The 16,548-nt window shown below is 43.4% G+C and carries 15 protein-coding genes and 1 tRNA gene; 2 read left to right on the top strand and 14 right to left on the bottom strand.

Annotated features, from left to right (window positions below; genetic code table 11):
* Positions 1 to 197: 197 nt before the first annotated feature.
* From BJR36_RS17505 to BJR36_RS17525, 5 genes are all read right to left on the bottom strand, one after another.
* Positions 198 to 1,799 carry a response regulator transcription factor gene (locus BJR36_RS17505; RefSeq protein ID WP_091236724.1) on the bottom strand — a complete coding sequence of 534 codons (1,602 nt, stop codon included), beginning with the start codon at positions 1,797 to 1,799 and terminating at the stop codon, positions 198 to 200.
* 1 nt (position 1,800) lies between these two features.
* Positions 1,801 to 3,540, bottom strand: a complete 1,740-nt coding sequence (locus BJR36_RS17510; RefSeq protein WP_169823766.1) for a sensor histidine kinase — start codon at positions 3,538 to 3,540, stop codon at positions 1,801 to 1,803.
* 283 nt (positions 3,541 to 3,823) lie between these two features.
* A complete protein-coding gene (locus BJR36_RS17515; protein ID WP_091236727.1) occupies positions 3,824 to 5,428 on the bottom strand; it encodes an ABC transporter substrate-binding protein in 1,605 nt (534 codons plus the stop codon).
* 58 nt (positions 5,429 to 5,486) lie between these two features.
* Positions 5,487 to 6,377 (bottom strand): carbohydrate ABC transporter permease, encoded by an 891-nt coding sequence (locus BJR36_RS17520; RefSeq protein WP_091236729.1) that lies wholly within the window; start codon positions 6,375 to 6,377, stop codon positions 5,487 to 5,489.
* A gap of 10 nt (positions 6,378 to 6,387) precedes the next feature.
* Positions 6,388 to 7,305, bottom strand: coding sequence for an ABC transporter permease (locus BJR36_RS17525; protein ID WP_091236731.1), 918 nt, complete (start codon positions 7,303 to 7,305; stop codon positions 6,388 to 6,390).
* A 533-nt stretch (positions 7,306 to 7,838) separates the two neighbouring features.
* Here BJR36_RS17525 and BJR36_RS17530 point away from each other — a divergent pair.
* Positions 7,839 to 8,762 carry a nucleoside hydrolase gene (locus tag BJR36_RS17530; protein WP_091236733.1) on the top strand — a complete coding sequence of 308 codons (924 nt, stop codon included), beginning with the start codon at positions 7,839 to 7,841 and terminating at the stop codon, positions 8,760 to 8,762.
* Positions 8,763 to 8,853: 91 nt separating this feature from the next.
* Here the strand turns inward: BJR36_RS17530 and BJR36_RS17535 are convergent, their stop codons facing one another.
* On the bottom strand, positions 8,854 to 10,410 hold the full coding sequence (locus BJR36_RS17535; RefSeq protein ID WP_169823767.1) for an alpha-N-arabinofuranosidase: 1,557 nt from the start codon (positions 10,408 to 10,410) through the stop codon (positions 8,854 to 8,856).
* Positions 10,411 to 10,597: 187 nt separating this feature from the next.
* Between BJR36_RS17535 and BJR36_RS17540 the strand changes: the two genes are divergently transcribed.
* Positions 10,598 to 11,689 carry an AraC family transcriptional regulator gene (locus BJR36_RS17540; protein WP_207648903.1) on the top strand — a complete coding sequence of 364 codons (1,092 nt, stop codon included), beginning with the start codon at positions 10,598 to 10,600 and terminating at the stop codon, positions 11,687 to 11,689.
* A gap of 227 nt (positions 11,690 to 11,916) precedes the next feature.
* On the opposite strand, the gene rpsR is transcribed toward BJR36_RS17540, so the two are convergent.
* From rpsR to BJR36_RS17580, 8 genes are all read right to left on the bottom strand, one after another.
* Positions 11,917 to 12,180 (bottom strand): 30S ribosomal protein S18, encoded by a 264-nt coding sequence (gene rpsR / locus BJR36_RS17545; protein WP_091236738.1) that lies wholly within the window; start codon positions 12,178 to 12,180, stop codon positions 11,917 to 11,919.
* A gap of 39 nt (positions 12,181 to 12,219) precedes the next feature.
* Complete coding sequence (locus tag BJR36_RS17550) at positions 12,220 to 12,654, bottom strand: single-stranded DNA-binding protein (protein ID WP_091236739.1); 435 nt, start codon at positions 12,652 to 12,654, stop codon at positions 12,220 to 12,222.
* 20 nt (positions 12,655 to 12,674) lie between these two features.
* Positions 12,675 to 12,962: a 30S ribosomal protein S6 gene (rpsF, locus tag BJR36_RS17555; RefSeq protein ID WP_091236741.1), complete on the bottom strand. Its 288-nt coding sequence runs from the start codon at positions 12,960 to 12,962 to the stop codon at positions 12,675 to 12,677.
* Positions 12,963 to 13,063: 101 nt separating this feature from the next.
* A complete protein-coding gene (locus BJR36_RS17560) occupies positions 13,064 to 13,246 on the bottom strand; it encodes a DUF951 domain-containing protein (protein WP_091236742.1) in 183 nt (60 codons plus the stop codon).
* A gap of 44 nt (positions 13,247 to 13,290) precedes the next feature.
* The gene (gene mgrA, locus BJR36_RS17565; RefSeq protein ID WP_091236743.1) at positions 13,291 to 14,277 is read right to left on the bottom strand and encodes an L-glyceraldehyde 3-phosphate reductase; all 987 of its coding nucleotides are present in this window, start codon (positions 14,275 to 14,277) and stop codon (positions 13,291 to 13,293) included.
* A gap of 113 nt (positions 14,278 to 14,390) precedes the next feature.
* Positions 14,391 to 15,263, bottom strand: coding sequence for a class B sortase (gene srtB, locus BJR36_RS17570; RefSeq protein WP_091236744.1), 873 nt, complete (start codon positions 15,261 to 15,263; stop codon positions 14,391 to 14,393).
* A 103-nt stretch (positions 15,264 to 15,366) separates the two neighbouring features.
* Positions 15,367 to 15,440 (bottom strand) — tRNA-Met (locus BJR36_RS17575).
* Positions 15,441 to 15,773: 333 nt separating this feature from the next.
* On the bottom strand, positions 15,774 to 16,259 hold the full coding sequence (locus BJR36_RS17580) for a VanZ family protein (protein ID WP_242875646.1): 486 nt from the start codon (positions 16,257 to 16,259) through the stop codon (positions 15,774 to 15,776).
* Positions 16,260 to 16,548: the final 289 nt, after the last annotated feature.

The raw sequence follows: 16,548 nt of genomic DNA on the forward strand, positions 1-16,548 counted from the left end.
ACAGAGCGCTTTCCAGAAAAGACTATGCCACTAAGCTACTGAAATTCCGAGAAAACAACGTGCAGTTTGACCGGAACAGAGAGCGCCGCTCAACATTTGACACTCCACTCCAATAAATTAAAAAAACGCATCAAAAACATCACGTTGGATGTTTTGACACGTTTTTTAATTCCTTATGCTTCACTTTTATCAGTGCACTAACTTGTTTTTGCATCTTCCACCTTCTTTTTATATTCTTTAGGCGTAAGACCTGTCACGTCCTTGAACACCTTTGAAAAATAGGAAAAGTTGTCATAGCCCACCTTGACCGCCACCGCATTTACAGGCTCGCTGGTGTTTTCAAAATATTCCTTTGCAATGCTGATTCTCCTGTTGATCAGGTAATTTCCAATCGATTCCCCCTTCTCCTTCTTGAAAAGCCGCGCCAGATAATCCGGATTCAGATAGACCATCTCCGCTAGGCTTTCCCTGGAAATCTCCTTTTCTATATTATGCTCCATATATTCCGTAATGGTCTCAATCACTGATTTCGTCTTGTTGACTCCCTGCATTACGCTGATCGTATCCCTGATCAGCTTTTCCAGATAGGTTCTCATATGGTCGACTGAGAGCGTCGCTTCTTCAGTTTCTTCTCCCTGGAACCGTTCATATTCCCAGACATGCAGCATAATATGGTTCTGCCTGAGTACCGAGAAGACCATCTGCAGGAAATCCATCATAAACTGATACAGAATTTCTTTATTCACTTTTTTCCTGTTTACCAGACGATCCAGATATTCGCCAATCACCCTGATGATGTCGTTCTCTTTTCCTTCCGCAATCAATGCCTCCCATATGGCAAAGTTCGGCGGCTCATAAGCGATATTCTTAAATTCATATTCGCTGAGGATAAGCGCCTTGTTTTCCTTAACCACATTATCCCTGCACATAGTTTCAATATATACGAGGTCTTCACCCAGCTGGTTCAGGATGCAGACATTCCCAATTCCGCAGCTGACTGTGCAGTGAAAATGCTTTTCAATTTTCTGTATAAAGGAATCCGACACCTCTTTCACTTTTTCCGGCGTCGTGCCCTCATTAGCAGAGAATACAAAAATCCATACAGCCGTCTCTTTTTTTACGATGCCCTCTATTTTTATATTTTCTTTTTGAAACAGCTCTTCCGCAATGTTTTTCAGGGTCCAGTTTGTCATTCCGTCACCCAGACTCTCAAATACAGCCTTATAATGAAACAGCTCGACCGTCATGCAGATGAACTGGCTGTCCGGACTGTATCCCAGATCCATGACCTGGCAGAACTTTTTTATGTCAACCATACTTGATATAGATTTTTCAACCAGCAGCTTTTTCCAGAATTCCTCCGCCCTGTTTTTCTCTGTGTCGATCCAGGATTCATAGCCTTTCTGATAATCCCGGACTTTCAATGCCTGCTTTTCTTTTTCGATGGCATTTTTTATTACTTCCTTCAGCTTGTCATAGGCAATCGGCTTCAGGGCATAGCTGAAGGTCTGCAGCTCGATCGCCTGGCTTGCATATTCAAAATCCCCGTAGCTTGTCAGAAAAATATTCTGCAACAGCAGATTCTTTTCTCTGACCCACTTCAAAAGGGAAAGCCCGCTTTCCTTTGGCATTTCAATATCGCACAGCAGAATGTGGATAGGTACCTCTTCCAGTATCTTTTTGGCTTTCTTAACATTATAGGCAGTGTATACATTTTCTATCCCAAGCGCAGGCCATTCGATGCCCTCCTGCAGGGCTTCAATCACATAAGAATCGTCATCAACAATCAGAATATTCATCCTATTCCCCCCCTTCTTTCCTTTCCTTTATCGGAATCTGTATCCTGACTCCGGCTCCCCCTTCAGGGCGATTATAAAAACAAACTTTTGCCCTGTCGCCGTACTGCAGATGAAGCCTCTGGACCGCATTCATAATTCCAATCCTTTTTTCCCCCTCCGAAATATCAATTCCGTGCTGCAGTTTTCGAAGTATCTCTTCCTCAAAACCTTCCCCGCTGTCTTCAACCTCAATCTGTATATAATCTTCCTTACCCCTGGACATTTTCCTTCCCCGGAGGCTTATGGTAATCTCTTCCTCCCAGTCGATGGTATGCTTCAGGGCATTTTCCACAAATGTCTGCAGCAGCAAAGGCGGTACCTTGACGCCGAGCACCTCTTCCTCCACCTCGATGACTGCTTCAAATCCGTCCCTGTACCTGATTTTCTGGATTTCCAGATATTTTTTGGTGTGTTCAAGCTCTTCACCCAAAAGCACCATGTTATTGCCAGTCTTGAAAATATAACGCAGATAGTCAGAAACGCACTGGCTCAGATTCTGCACTTCTTTATATTTTTTGATCTCTGTCATGTGATAGATAATGTTTAAGCAGTTAAGATAAAAATGCGGCTCTATCTGCAAAGTCAGGAAATCCATTTTCACCTTCTGCTGCTCCAGGGTCCTTTCGTAAATATCGATCTTCAGGCCGTTGATCTGCTTTACCAGGTCGGCCAGAATCTCGCTGGCATTCGCCAGCTCAGCAATCTGATAATGGGTCTCGACCGTGTATGTGTTGTCCTCCCTGAACTTTCGGATGTTGTTCGAGAAATCCTGAATGGGCTTGATCAGCGTTCTCCGGATATACAGCATAAATACCAGACAGGCTGCCGCAATCATGACCACGATCAGCGTAAGGGCAATCTGGACACTGAGCGCCCCGGCAACCTGGCTGTACCCCAGTATTACCGCATTCAGGCTGAAGGTGGTCCCTTTCACGGGCTCATTGACAATCATGTCCGGGGAAAGGAAATCCCTGACAACCAGCTTCTCTCCGATGCTTGCAGGGATTGAAAGGCCTTTCTCCTCCAGTCTCTCCTGGCTGTTATATGCTTTTCCCGAGGCACTGGATACCACAAACAGGCACTCTTTTCCAAGTCCTTCCGCAACCATGGTATCGATCAGCTTATCGATCTCGATCCAGCTGCCGATATAACGCCCTTTATAATAATAATACTTCAGAATATAGTTTTTTCCCTGCAGGTTTACGACATTCCACTCTCCGACCTCAGAATCCTCCGAAGAGCCCTTCTTTTCCACCAGCATGGAAATCAGTTCTTTTTCAATTCTTCTCCATTCTGCATATTCCTTCTCTTCCCTGCTTCCGGTAATGGTTGTTTCCGTGCCAGGAAAATAGATCATATGGTTGACCGGCAGCGCATACTGATGGGCCCATGAGGCCAGCAGGTTTTTCACAGTCAGGTTAGCCTGGATGACCTCTATGATGTCCTTTCCATCCTGGATGGTATCCAGTTTCGTATCATACAGGATTTCCGTGGCAATTGTATTGTCAATGTTGTCAAGCATCTGCTGTACTTCCCTGACATAAGAAAGTACCACGCTGTCTGCATATTTCGAAGTCTCATCGGATATTGCGGAAATGGCATAGAGGCAGACTCCCAGATTCGTCAGCATTACTGCCGCCAGAAGAATGCCCATCCATTTGACCTGTTTTAAAAAATCATACTGCTTTCCTTTTTTAAACATCATTTCCGCTCCTTCAAAATGCATCTTGATATGTTGCCCTCTGTATTACTATAGTAGTATCTGTCTTTAACCAAAGTCAAGCGTTATTAACAGATGCCTTCTCTGCTGCTTCTATCTCCGCGCTGCAGGACAACTCTTTTATTTCTATATTTTTACATCTTCTATCTGTCTACGCAAAAAGGGTTTTCCGGAAAACAGCTTTTTTTCTGTCTTCCGGAAACCCCGTTTAGTTTCCTGTTTCGCGACTATTCAGTCACTGTGATTCCTTGATTTGTGCTGCTGCTTACTTCTGCTCAGCAAGCCACTTATCGAGCTGTTCCTGCTTCGCATCCATAACATCCTGGAGACCTGCTGCGTAAAGTGCATCATTCAGCTTCTGAATGGTCTCATCTACTTTGTCCAGGCCCACGCTTCCTGTATGAAGTGCTGCGCGGTAGGTTTCAAGCGCATTCTGCAAAGCTGTGACTTCCGTTGAATAGTCTGTGCTGTCCCACATAAACCCAAATGCAGGTGAGTATTCAGCCCAGTCATTGTGCGACTGTAATAAGGTCCAGTAATCCGCTGATTTGGAGCCATCATTCCATACATAGCTGTTGAACTGATTTCCCATGAACCATCCTGTGTTCTGGTGATATGCATAGTTTGATCCGTCTTCGCCTTCAACAAAAAATGCTGTACCATCCTCTAATACCTTGTAGTTCGTATCTTCGATACCGTTCTGCCACAGGTTCATAAGCTCTGCATCAGCATATAAAGCAGAAACGAATTTGAATGCCATCTCAGGATCCTGGCTGTTTGCCGAGATTCCTGTATTGAAGAAGCTTACGTTCGTTGTAGAAAGACCGCCTTCCTTGTGGTCTCCGAAGTACATTGCATAGCACTTTCCTCCGTTTGCAGCTTCTGCTTCTGCAAGGAATCCAGGTTTGATTGCAGTCAGGTAGCTGAATGTGTTGCCGGCTTTCATCATGCTTGCCGTACCCTGTGTATCCGTAGCTGCATCTTCAAAGATATATCCTTTGTCATACCAGTCAGCAAGCATGGTAACTGCTTCTTTGTATGTCTCTGTTTCGAATTTATTTACAACTTTTGTTGAGGCATGGTCTGCTTCCCAGTCGAGAACGCCGAATCCGTCTACCAGTTCGTCAAAGAATTTGAAACGCACTAACTGGTCGGAGTTGTACATATACAGAGGCGTCATTTCCGGACGTGCCGCTTTTACCGCTGCGAAGATTTCCTCTGCCACAGACCAGTCATAGTAGGTTCCGTCATATGCATCTTTATTTGCTTCTAAACCATATTTTTCTGTAAGTCCTAATTCATCACATACATCAGCTCTCATGCAGAGACCGCCTAATTCAACTGATTCCTTATTCGCAGGGAATCCGTAAAGAACACCGTTCATGCTGCCAACATTTGCGTTTTCTTCACCAAGCGCTTCTACGATAGCCTTTCCTTCTTCTGTATCCATGAATTCAGCCATATCATATATGCCGCCCATGTTGATCCAGCTGGAAGCAAATGTGTAGAAGATCGGCATAACATCAAGATCATCCCCGCCGGATAACATCAGCTGGATGGTCGACTGATAATCTGCATACTGTAAAGGCAGCAGCTCAACCTCAATATGATATTCCGGAATCATCTTTGCATTGATGGCATCCTGCACAGCAGCACGGGCATCGTCATCCTGTTCATAGAACTCAACATAAGAAAACACCAGATGATAAGGATCTTCTTCCGTATACTCGCCGATTTCGGTTTTGGTTACTGAACCATCCCCATCATCTGACGAACCGGTATCTGTCGATCCGGAATCTTTTCCACATCCAGCCAGCATAGTCATGATCATGGCAGCAACAAGTAACAGTGATACTACTTTCTTTTTCATAATTCGTCCTCCTTTTATATGTGAAAATGCATTTGGAATCACATTCCCATTTCCTGTATCAGCCTTTTACCCCGCCCATGGTAAGTCCTTTTGAATAGTATTTCTGGAATGTCGGGAAGATCAGCATTATCGGCAGAATGGCCACAAAGGCAATTGCCATCTGGATCGCCGTCGACGGAATATTGGATGCCGCCGATGTTACATTGGAGCTCGTGCTCGTGGAAAGATACTGGATGTTGCTCACCATCTGGTTCAGGAGATTCTGTACATTGTAAAGATCCCTGTTTCTTACGATATAGTAAAGGCCATTTGTCCAGTCATTCCAGTAGGAAAGACCTGCAAAAGTTCCCATCGTCACCAGAATCGGTTTTCCAAGCGGCATTACGATGCTGAGAAAAATCTTTGTCTGGGAAGCCCCGTCAATTTCAGCCGCCTCATAAAGGCTGTCAGGAATGCTCGTCGTAAAATAAGTACGGATCATCATGACATTCCATGCACTTAACAGCAGATTAGGCAGCAACTGTGCGAATAGCGTATCCTTAATATGGAAAACGCCTGTCCACATCAGATAGGATGGAACAATTCCGCCATTGAACAGCATTGTAAAAAACACGAAGAAGTTCAGGAATTTTCTGCCTGGCAGGTTTTTAATCGACAGCGGGTAGGCCATCAGCGCTGAAAGCAGCACATTCAATATCGTACCCACGAATGTGACCAGAATACTGACCCCGTATGCTTTCAGGATTTTATCTCCCGCCTTGATGATATATACATAGGCATCTGCTGCAATTTTTCCCGGTATGAAAGAATATCCGTTTGCTACCAGGGTATTTTCATCGGTTATGGATGACATGAATAAAAGTATAAACGGCAGAATCACTATGATTGTCCATACAATCATGGAAGTATTCGCCAAAATCTGAAATCTTGAAAATGGTTTCTCTCTCATAGCTGCCTCCTTAGAATAATGCATTCTCTTTACTGAATTTTTTAACAATGAAATTTGCAGTCAATACAAGCGCAAAACCTACGACTGACTGGTAAAAGCCTGCTGCTGCGGACATCCCTACATTTGACTGTTCCATCAATCCACGATACACATACGTATCAATAACGTTTGTAGTGGAATAGATCATGCCTGAGTTACGCGGCACCTGATAGAAGAGTCCGAAATCTGAATAGAAAATCCTTCCGACACTCATCAGCGTCAGGGTGATAACAGTCGGTGCCAGCGAAGGGATCGTGATGCATTTGATCTGCTGCCACTTTGTTGCGCCATCCAGCTTCGCGGCTTCATAATAAGCAAGATCGATTCCGTTGATGCCTGCTATATAGATCAGACATCCATATCCGATGCCTTTCCATGTATTCACGAAGACCAGGATGAATGGCCAGTATTTTGCCTCCGAATACCACTTGACCGGATCCAGTCCCAGTGCCGGAAGAATGCTGTTATTTGCGATACCGGTGCTCTGGCTTAAGAACGCATAAACAATGTAGCTTAGAATAACGGCTGACATCAAAAATGGAAACAGGATCGCACTCTGGTACATTTTCCTTAGTTTCTTGTTAAGCGTATCACAGATAAAAATTGCAAACAGGATGCCCAACACCGTATTCAGAACAATAAATACCAGGTTATACAGAATCGTGTTTCGTGTGACGACCCATGCATCCGGCGTCGCAAACAGGAACTCGAAATTCTTCAGCCCGGCCCATGCGCTTCCAAAGATCCCCTGTCTGATATTATACTTTTTAAAAGCAACCACCAGCCCCGCCATCGGGATATAGTTATTAATAAGCAGGTAAATCGCTCCCGGTAAAAACATAAGATACAATGGCAGATAGCGTTTCATTTTTTTTGCCTTGCTGATCATTTTCTTTCCTCCTTTATTTGCAAACCGTCCTTTAAGATGTTCCCATTATAATATGTCCCTGCATCTGAATTCTATAAATAAACGGACCTGATACTAACAATATACTGACTTTCCTGTCTGTTCGACTTCGTTAATTTGCACATCCGCCATCTAACACACAGTGATACAAAACATGATTCAATGAGCAGCTTTATGAAGACGTTGGTACTTGGGTCGCGTATTGTGCGGCCCTACGTACCACTACGTCTTCATCTAAGCGAGAGCGCGCTGCGAATGAACATGTTTTGCATCACGTCCTCATTATAGGGAAATCCCCTGCCCTCCTTCTATCACTATCCGGACTGATTTATAGCAAAAAGGGGACCTCTTCCATCTGTCTTATTGCGTTTCCATTTCTGTCTTGCTATAATTCAGAAAAAGAGCACTATCTGCATGAATCATTATAATCACTTGTGACCAGGCAGGACTCTGGACTGCATAGTTACCGAATTTCAAAGAAAGGACACTGCATTCTGCAGTAACAGGTATTACAGATGTTTGAATATGCTTACAAGGTTCCCGAAAACAAGAAAATACGAGTCATCGTCCATACGGATTGTAAAAATGAAGCCGATGACCAGTTTGCCCTGGCACATCACCTCCTCACACCTCAGTTCATTGTGAAAGGCATCATCGCTGGCCATTTCGAGGCCAACCCTCAGGACTATGGAAGCGGCAATACCACAGAGGCCAGCTATCTTGAGGTCTTGAAAGTATTGGAGCTGATGGGAGTAAAAGACGAGTATCCTGTATACAAAGGCTCCTCCCTCCCCATGACTGATGAGACGATCCCCATGCCTTCCGAAGGAGCCGATTTTCTTATTGAGGAGGCACTCCGCGACGACGAACGCCCGCTGTATGCAGTATTCCAGGGGTGCCTCACGGATCTGGCCTCCGCCTACCTAAAGGAACCGCGGATAGCAGAAAAGATGACGGTTGTATGGATCGGCGGCGGACCATGGCCTGCAGGCGGTTTTGAGTTCAACCTGCTTCAGGACATTCCCGCTGCCAATGTGGTCTTTGGTTCCGACCTTCCCCTCTGGCAGGTTCCGGAAAATGTGTATAAGCAGATAGAAGTATCCCTTGCTGAACTTCAGTACCGGGTAAAACCATGCGGTGAACTTGGCGATTATCTCTTCACGCAGATGGCTGACTTCAACAGCCGGATGACCCAGTATGTTCCATGGCCCCACGGCGAGAGCTGGGGACTTGGAGACCAGGGAACCGTCACCGTTCTTCTGGAAGAACACAACAGAGGCAACTGGGAATCAAGACCCGCCCCTCAGTTCTCCAAGGAGATGTATTATATCCACAACCAGGACAATCGCCCGATCCGTGTATACCATACGCTGGATTCCCGGTTTACGATGGAGGATTTTTATGCGAAGCTGGCGATCCATTTTCCTCCAAAAAGATAATCAAGCGAATTTCATTACAAAAACGCGGAAGCCGGGGCATCATTGATATGCCCCCTGGCTTCCGCTTTTTATATTCTCTTATGAATGATCTTTATTTCTCAAAATGATACACGCTTATGGATGCCGGTGGAACTGTTGCCTTCCAGGTATTTCCTGACCCTGACGGGCTGTCCGCTTTCTTAGGCAAAACACTGAATGGATGCTCTTTTGAATTGTACTCCATAACAGAATCACCGTTCAGCACAGTTCCCTCTCGATAAATCAAAGCCTCCTCAAAAGACAGCTCAATATCTCTGGCTTTTTCCATGTCCGCATTAATTATATTCAAACTGATAATCCCCTCTTTTTCAGATGCAAAACTGTAAATGCCATCTACCGCGATTCCATCCTTTTCATAAGCAGGCGAGGTCTCTGTTTCACAAAGCATTCTGGCTGCGTCTCTGTGTACCTTATACATCTCGAACACATAATAGTTTGGCGTCAGAATCGTCGTTTCTCCCTCTGTCAAAATAATGGAATTAAGCACATTGATAGTCTGCGCCACACAGGCTAATTTTAAAATATCACAGTTTCTATGAAAAATATCCAGGGTTATCGCAGTTGTCAGTGCGTCGCGAAGGGTGCACTGCTGATAAAGTGCCGGCTTTGCAAAAAAAGCTTCCATATGCCAGTTTCCCCATTCGCCAATATACAGCTCACACTGTGGTTCCTGATAAAAATAATCTTCAGTAGGCCTTGCAATTTTGTTTAGCCCTTCCTGGATAAGCTGATACTGTTCCTTAATCACTTCCTCTATTTCCATGGAACCATGCAAAACACCGTACCAGCCATCTTCATCAAAAGACAGGACTTTATCCTTTGGATTTTTGATATTCCAATTGTAAAAATGAAGATCCAGGGCATCTAATTTGGGCTGTCTGAACTCACCAAAAGAATCAAACAGCTGTTTTGTCCACTGCACTCTTTCCTCTGGTTTGTTTCCATCCGGACCGACGGCGATGAATTTCATCTCAGGTCCTTCAAGGCCATCCGGACCGGCCTTCTTGAAGGTTGGCATGCCTGTGGCAAATTTACGATAATCTGCCATATAGCTTTGAGGTGTGTACATTCCGCCCCCGCCCCAGGATTCGTTCCCGATTCCCCAGTATTTCACATCGAACGGGGCATTGCTGCCGTTCGCAGCACGTTCCTTCGTAAGGGAAGTATCTTCTTTGCGGTTGCAGTACCCGAACCATTCAGCCGCTTCCGCAACAGTTCCAGTGAGCATATTGATATTCAGCCACGGTTCCGCACCGACCATCTGACAGAGTTCCATGAATTCATGAGTGCCAAACTGGTTTTTTTCCATCTCGAACGTATTGAAATTTTCATTATAGGTTACCGGCCTGTCTTTTCTCGGACCAATCCCATCCCGCCAATGGTACTTGTCTGCATAGCAGCCTCCCGGCCACCTGAGAACCGGCACCCCCAGTTTCTTAAGCGCATCAACAGCATCCTTCCTGAAGCCATTATAATTGGGAATTACAGAGTCCTCTCCTACCCAGATTCCGTCCTGCAGGCATTCACCTAAAAACTCAATAAATTGTCCATGCAGTTTTGAACTGATGATCGCTGCATTGTCATCCTTTTTTATACGTATTCTATCCATTTTATCCCTCCAGATCAAATATAGCTTTAACTGAACCGTTACCAGTATCGCTGTTTTCACTTTATATCTTGCTATCATTTTATCTCATATGCCAAAGTGCCACAATTGTCCTGCATGATTAATTTAATTGATTTCACATGACATAATTGTTATGATAAATTGGTAAATGTTCAGGGAAACACTAAGAATGAAAGGAAAAACCATGAACAGAAAAATGATTTTAAACTATTTGAATGAATATAATGAACACGAACAGTTTTACATGAATTATCATGAAGCCGCCAAATCTCCTGACACATTAAAGGCTTTTCTTGATTCCGTGGATAAAGATTATGTCCTTTCCCAGCATATTTTAGTATTTGACCTGTTTCCCGACCAGGTTCCCGAAGAGTGGAGCGACGATTTGTTTTTCGACAAAAACGATTCCAAAAGCATCCTTGTAAGAAAACATTATCGTTATACCCCCGCATTCAATCACCTGAATGTCTTTTTCGAAATGAAATACGTCCTAAGAGGAACCTGCAGTATGACTATCGGAAACGATTCCATAACCTTGTCAAAAGGCGATCTTTGCATGCTTTCTCCAGCAACAATGCACAGCGTTTCCGTTTTCGATGACAGCATGGTCATCAACATACTGATACGCCACAGCACCCTGGAAGATATTCTTTTCAACGTGCTGCGTGATCAGAGCATTATCTCGGCATTCTTTTTAGATAATATATATGCAAAAAAGCACTTGGAATACATGATTTTTCACACCAATGACGACTGCGATATCCGAAACCTGGTTTTGGATATGTATGTGGAAGAAATCAGAAAAGATTTCTATTCCAGCAGCATATTAAACAGCATGCTCATCATTCTCTTCGCACAATTAACCAGAAACCATAGGAAAACCGTGGATTTTTCTCCTACTGTCAAAAAGCTGCCACTGGGAAATACCAACCTGCTGAGTTACATACAGAATCATTATCAAGGCGTCACCCTGTCAGACGTGGCAAGGGAATTCAGCTACGATACAGCCTACTGCTCCCGGCTTATAAAATCCATTACCGGACAGAGTTTTTCGAATCTGCTTAGGGATATCCGCTTAAAGCGCGCCGAAATCATGCTTCAGTCGACCAACATGCCGATTTCACAGATCAGCCGAACTATAGGCTATGAAAATCCCGAAGCCTTTATCCGGGCTTTCAGGAAGCGCACAGACATGACCCCTTCCCAATACCGCAACAAAGGGAATGTAGAACATCAGGAACCTGCACCTGCAGAATATTGAAACGGAGGCAACCATGAAAAAAACCATAAAAATAGAAATCCTGCAATTGCTGGACGGAGCAAGACAGGCAAAAGGGCTGACGGTTATTATTGACGTATTCAGGGCCTTTTCTTTAGAATGCTATATATAAAAAACACCCGATACAATTAATCGTATCGGGTGTTTCGATTTATAAATTTTGTACCTGGCCTTCGGCCTGGTCGTTCAATCCCTTGTAAACTCAGAAATTAATCTAAAGTGTAAGGCATTAAAGCGATATGTCTTGCTCTCTTGATCGCTACTGTAAGAGCTCTCTGATGTTTTGCACAGTTTCCTGTGATTCTTCTAGGAAGAATTTTTCCTCTTTCAGATACATATCTTTTTAATTTATTAACGTCTTTGTAATCTATTTCATTATTTTCTTTTCCACAGAATACACAAACTTTCTTTCTTCTACGTCCGCCTCTTCTCTTCATTGGAGAATCGCTTCTTTCATTTCTGTTATAAGCCATAACACAACCTCCTTCTATCTAATTCCGTATTAGATAATTTTAATTGAATGGTAATTCTTCATCAATACCGTCAGGTATATTCATAAATCCATCCCCCGAAGCCATACTCGGTGATGGTCTCGATGCAGGCTGATAGTTGTTTTCACTGCTTGCATTCTTGCTCTCAGCAAACTCCAATTCATCTACCATGATTTGGACACTATAAACCTTCTGACCTTCCTTGTTCGTATAGTTGTCGTTCTGAACTCTGCCACTAACAAGCATCTTAGTGCCCTGTCGTAAATATTTCTCAGCGAATTCAGCTTGTTTGCCAAATGCTGTACAGTTAAAAAAGTCTGCATCAGGATCTCCCTGACGTTTAAATCTACGATCTACCGCCAATGAAAACCTTGCAATTGCAGTACTTTGTTCACCCTGTGAATATCTCATTTCAGGATCTCTAGTTAAGCGCCCCATTAATATTACTTTGTTCATACAATCTCCTCTTTCTTATATTATGCGTCCTGTCTAATGCATAAATATCTGATTACGGATTCCATAATACGAATGTTTTTTTCAACTTCGTTTGGACAATTTGAATCAGATTCGAACTGGATGAAGTAGTAGAATCCTTCTTTCATTTTCTGGATTTCGTAAGCTAATCTTCTCTTACCCCAGTCATCTACTTTAGTTACTGTACCACCGAAACGTGCGATGTATTCTTTAACTTTTTCTACAGTAGCTAATCTTTCTTCATCTTCGATCTTTGCATTAACAACGATTGCTAATTCATATTTGTTCATGCGTTTTACCTCCTTTTGGTCTCTGGCTCCCAGTCGAGCTGGGAACAAGGATAATCTTAATATATCACGAAGTACAATTTTACCATACCCGGATATTATTATCAAGCTTTTTTCTTTAATTCTTTCGTATTTTTTTCAACCAATTTTCTGGCTATCATGATCTGATGGCCGCATCCTGTACATTTCAGGCGGAAGTCTGCTCCGACGCGCATGATCTCCCACTCAAAGCTGCCGCAGGGATGCTTTTTCTTCAGTTTTACGATATCTCCTACATTGTATTCCATTGCTGCTTCCTTTCGCGCGAAACCCGTGACCGAATCTTTAAAGCTTATCCCAATATTGTTTCGATGGCATCGAGTTCGTCCTCTGAAAAATCCAGTTTTTCCACAATCTTAATATTGTCCTCTATCTGGCTCTCTTTGCTTGCGCCAATCAGAACTGTGGTGACCCTGTCCTTTCTCAGCACCCAGCTAAGGGCCATCTCTGCCAGCGTCTGGCCTCTTCCGATTGCAACCTCATTCAGTTTTTTAACCTTTTCCATTTTCATTTCCGTAATGTCGGATTCCTTCAGGAATACATTCTTTGTTGCTCTTGAGCCTGCCGGAATGCCGTTCAGGTATCTGTCTGTAAGCACGCCCTGGGCCAGCGGACTGAACGTGATGCAGCCGATTCCCTCTTCTTTCAGAGTATCCAGGAGTCCGTCTTCCTCTACCCAGCGGTCGAACATATTATATCTTGGCTGGTGGATCAGGCATGGAGTTCCGTTTTTCCTGAGGATTTCCGCCGCCTTCCTGGTATCTTCAGAACGGTAGTTGGACAGCCCCACGTAAAGGGCTTTTCCCTGCTTGACCATATCTGAAAGCGCTCCCATGGTCTCTTCAAGAGGGGTGTTCGGATCCGGCCTGTGGTGGTAAAAAATGTCTACATATTCCAATCCCATTCTCTTCAGGCTCTGGTCCAGGCTTGAAACAAGATATTTCCTTGATCCCCAGTCGCCGTAAGGGCCGTCCCACATGGTATATCCTGCCTTTGTTGAAATGATCATCTCATCCCTGTAGGACTGCAGATCGCTTTTCAATATCCGACCAAAATTTTCTTCTGCCGATCCCGGAACCGGCCCGTAGTTATTGGCCAGGTCAAAATGCGTAATCCCGCTGTCAAATGCCTTGAACAGGATCTTCTTCTGGTTCTCAAGCGGATCCACCGATCCAAAATTATGCCAAAGGCCGAGGGCTACCCTCGGAAGAAGGACTCCGCTTCTTCCACACCTTAAATATTTCATTTTTTCATATCTGTTTTCATCTGCACGATACATTGACTCTACCTCCTGTTATTTGTTTACTATTTGGCAACTGTTTTAGCCCCCGCCCTGCGAGGCATTTTATGCTGGTTCTGCATAAAAACCCGAGTTTCGCATGCAAAGAATTGCTATTTCTGTACGGCCTGATCCGTCACACTCTCAACAAGCTTTCCATGGACCAGGAACCTGCTGTCCTCGGATATGGAGGTGCAGGTCGAAAGCGAGACCATCCTGTCCGCCGTGGTCACATCAACACCCGTATCGTAACCCGACAGCTCCCTGAGCATGTCGAGATATTCTGCATACTCGGCCTCTGCTGCAAAGGTCCTGGTATAGCTCTTGCTTGCTGCATCCGTCACATAACAGGAAAATATCTGGTATTTATATTTTCCTGTCGGCGTACAGATCCAGAAATACGGATGTTCCCTAAAATACGCTTCCTTCTTATATCTCCCAAGCAGACCAAACATGGAGCCATTCTTCATGTTATGGCCGTACAGGAACGTGTTCGTGTCGGCAAAGCCACCGTCATTGGCAAAATCCATAAAAATGCTTCCTGCGCTGTTTTCGGTCCCTTCAAACGTGTGTGTAAGATAATAGCTGTTATCCGTCGTCTTCGTCACGGGATAATTTATGCCGACTCCCGGAAAATAGATCCAGCCGACAATCTCTGGATTAATAGCCTGCAGCTTTGCGAAATCGACTTCTACATATCCGTCATTCGCATCATCAGCTTTATCTTCCTCAGTCCCGGTTCCATCAGCTCCGCCCGTCTCAGAACCCGCTTCCGGTTCTTCTACAGCCACCGCATACTTCTGAAGATCTTCATATTCCTTTTCCCCATCCCGGTACTCCATAAAAATATAAAAAAGATTATAAGCCGAATATAAAAATACGCAGAGAGCCACCATCATGATGACGACGCGCAGGCTGTTGCGCCATCCGCCGCCGCCTTTCCCTTTGAGGACCGGTTCTTCGTCCATCAGATCTTCTTTTTTCATACCCTTATCTCCCCTCGTGATTTTTTCCAGAATTATTTTTATATGGATATAAAAACGACCATTTCCTCAAGGCCCTCACGCCTTCTAAGAAATGGTGTTAAAATTGCGGGGACAGGATTTGAACCTGTGACCTTCGGGTTATGAGCCCGACGAGCTTCCAGACTGCTCCACCCCGCGCCAATATTCATTTAAGCAACTCCGGACATTCTTACTCCGTTTGTTTCTTACTTGCTTAGTATATTACTATTTTTCCCATGTGTCAACCTGGTATTCGTTTTCTTGAGCAAAACCCGTTGCCATGGCATTAATATGACAGCGAATTATATAGTTCCGCCGTAACTATTCAAGACTACATCCTTCATAGTCACAGATGATGCACACAAATTGCAAAATCAGCAATTTGGCGCACGCATGTCTCGTGTTTTTATGCAAATTCAGCATAAAAACACCTCGCGAGACAGGGGTTCTGAATAGTTATATTCCACCATCATATATTCCATGACTGATCAATCATACATCCTTTTCTTTTTTCAATTCATTTATACGAATCAATATCGAAAAGATAAAATATCCCATAAGTGTTCCAAATGCATTCATAAGCACATCGTTTATTTCTGACATTCTGCCACCGAACATCTGTAAAAATTCTATTGCGATGGAGAAGCAAAACCCTAAAACAAAAACTTTTATCCCATTCCATTTCATATTGCTTATAACCATAGGAATCAAAATACCTAACGGAACAAATAAAGCCATATTTAACATCATCATCCACAGCGTGCCTTTATCTATCTGTGTATGAAAGCCAATTGAACTTAATGAATGAATGAACCAATCGATATTAAATTGCATACCTATAATACCCGTTATATCTAAAATTGCTATTATGTAAACAACAAAGAAAAATTCAAAAATCATTTTTCTTCTTTGTATTAAACTTCTTTTTTTTCTTAGCCATGAAATTGCTAACAACGCAGCATAAATCGCAGCTGCCAAAGGTATCGCCCTGATTAAATGTATCAATCCCTGAATGATATGCATCTCTTCACAATTCTCTCTTTCTCTAAACTATTAAATATCTGCTTTGCATTTTCTTGACAAAACATAAATTGACACAGTACTTTTTGTACTTTTCCCATTTTTTTATTTTTCTCCTATTTTTATTATTATGTCCCCACTTTTTACATTTTATTACACTATTAATCAAATGTCTACCATTATATATGTTCAGAAGGTAACATCAAAATATGATAGTTGCGTTTGTCAAAAATGTACTATTCGTTTT

Origin of the sequence: Anaerobium acetethylicum (assembly GCF_900096945.1) — a bacterium.
Lineage (GTDB): Bacteria > Bacillota > Clostridia > Lachnospirales > Lachnospiraceae > Anaerobium > Anaerobium acetethylicum.

Excerpts from the sequence above, each read along its gene's own strand:
- BJR36_RS17560 (WP_091236742.1), bottom strand. The coding sequence starts at position 13,246 with ATGGAATACAATGTAGGAGATATCGTAAAACTGAAGAAAAAGCATCCC.
- BJR36_RS17520 (WP_091236729.1), bottom strand. The coding sequence starts at position 6,377 with ATGAGAGAGAAACCATTTTCAAGATTTCAGATTTTGGCGAATACTTCC.
- BJR36_RS17510 (WP_169823766.1), bottom strand. The coding sequence starts at position 3,540 with ATGTTTAAAAAAGGAAAGCAGTATGATTTTTTAAAACAGGTCAAATGG.
- BJR36_RS17535 (WP_169823767.1), bottom strand. The coding sequence starts at position 10,410 with ATGGATAGAATACGTATAAAAAAGGATGACAATGCAGCGATCATCAGT.
- rpsR (WP_091236738.1), bottom strand. The coding sequence starts at position 12,180 with ATGGCTTATAACAGAAATGAAAGAAGCGATTCTCCAATGAAGAGAAGA.
- BJR36_RS17550 (WP_091236739.1), bottom strand. The coding sequence starts at position 12,654 with ATGAACAAAGTAATATTAATGGGGCGCTTAACTAGAGATCCTGAAATG.
- BJR36_RS17505 (WP_091236724.1), bottom strand. The coding sequence starts at position 1,799 with ATGAATATTCTGATTGTTGATGACGATTCTTATGTGATTGAAGCCCTG.
- BJR36_RS17515 (WP_091236727.1), bottom strand. The coding sequence starts at position 5,428 with ATGAAAAAGAAAGTAGTATCACTGTTACTTGTTGCTGCCATGATCATG.
- srtB (WP_091236744.1), bottom strand. The coding sequence starts at position 15,263 with ATGAAAAAAGAAGATCTGATGGACGAAGAACCGGTCCTCAAAGGGAAA.
- mgrA (WP_091236743.1), bottom strand. The coding sequence starts at position 14,277 with ATGTATCGTGCAGATGAAAACAGATATGAAAAAATGAAATATTTAAGG.
- BJR36_RS17525 (WP_091236731.1), bottom strand. The coding sequence starts at position 7,305 with ATGATCAGCAAGGCAAAAAAAATGAAACGCTATCTGCCATTGTATCTT.
- BJR36_RS17530 (WP_091236733.1), top strand. The coding sequence starts at position 7,839 with ATGTTTGAATATGCTTACAAGGTTCCCGAAAACAAGAAAATACGAGTC.
- BJR36_RS17540 (WP_207648903.1), top strand. The coding sequence starts at position 10,598 with ATGAAAGGAAAAACCATGAACAGAAAAATGATTTTAAACTATTTGAAT.
- rpsF (WP_091236741.1), bottom strand. The coding sequence starts at position 12,962 with ATGAACAAATATGAATTAGCAATCGTTGTTAATGCAAAGATCGAAGAT.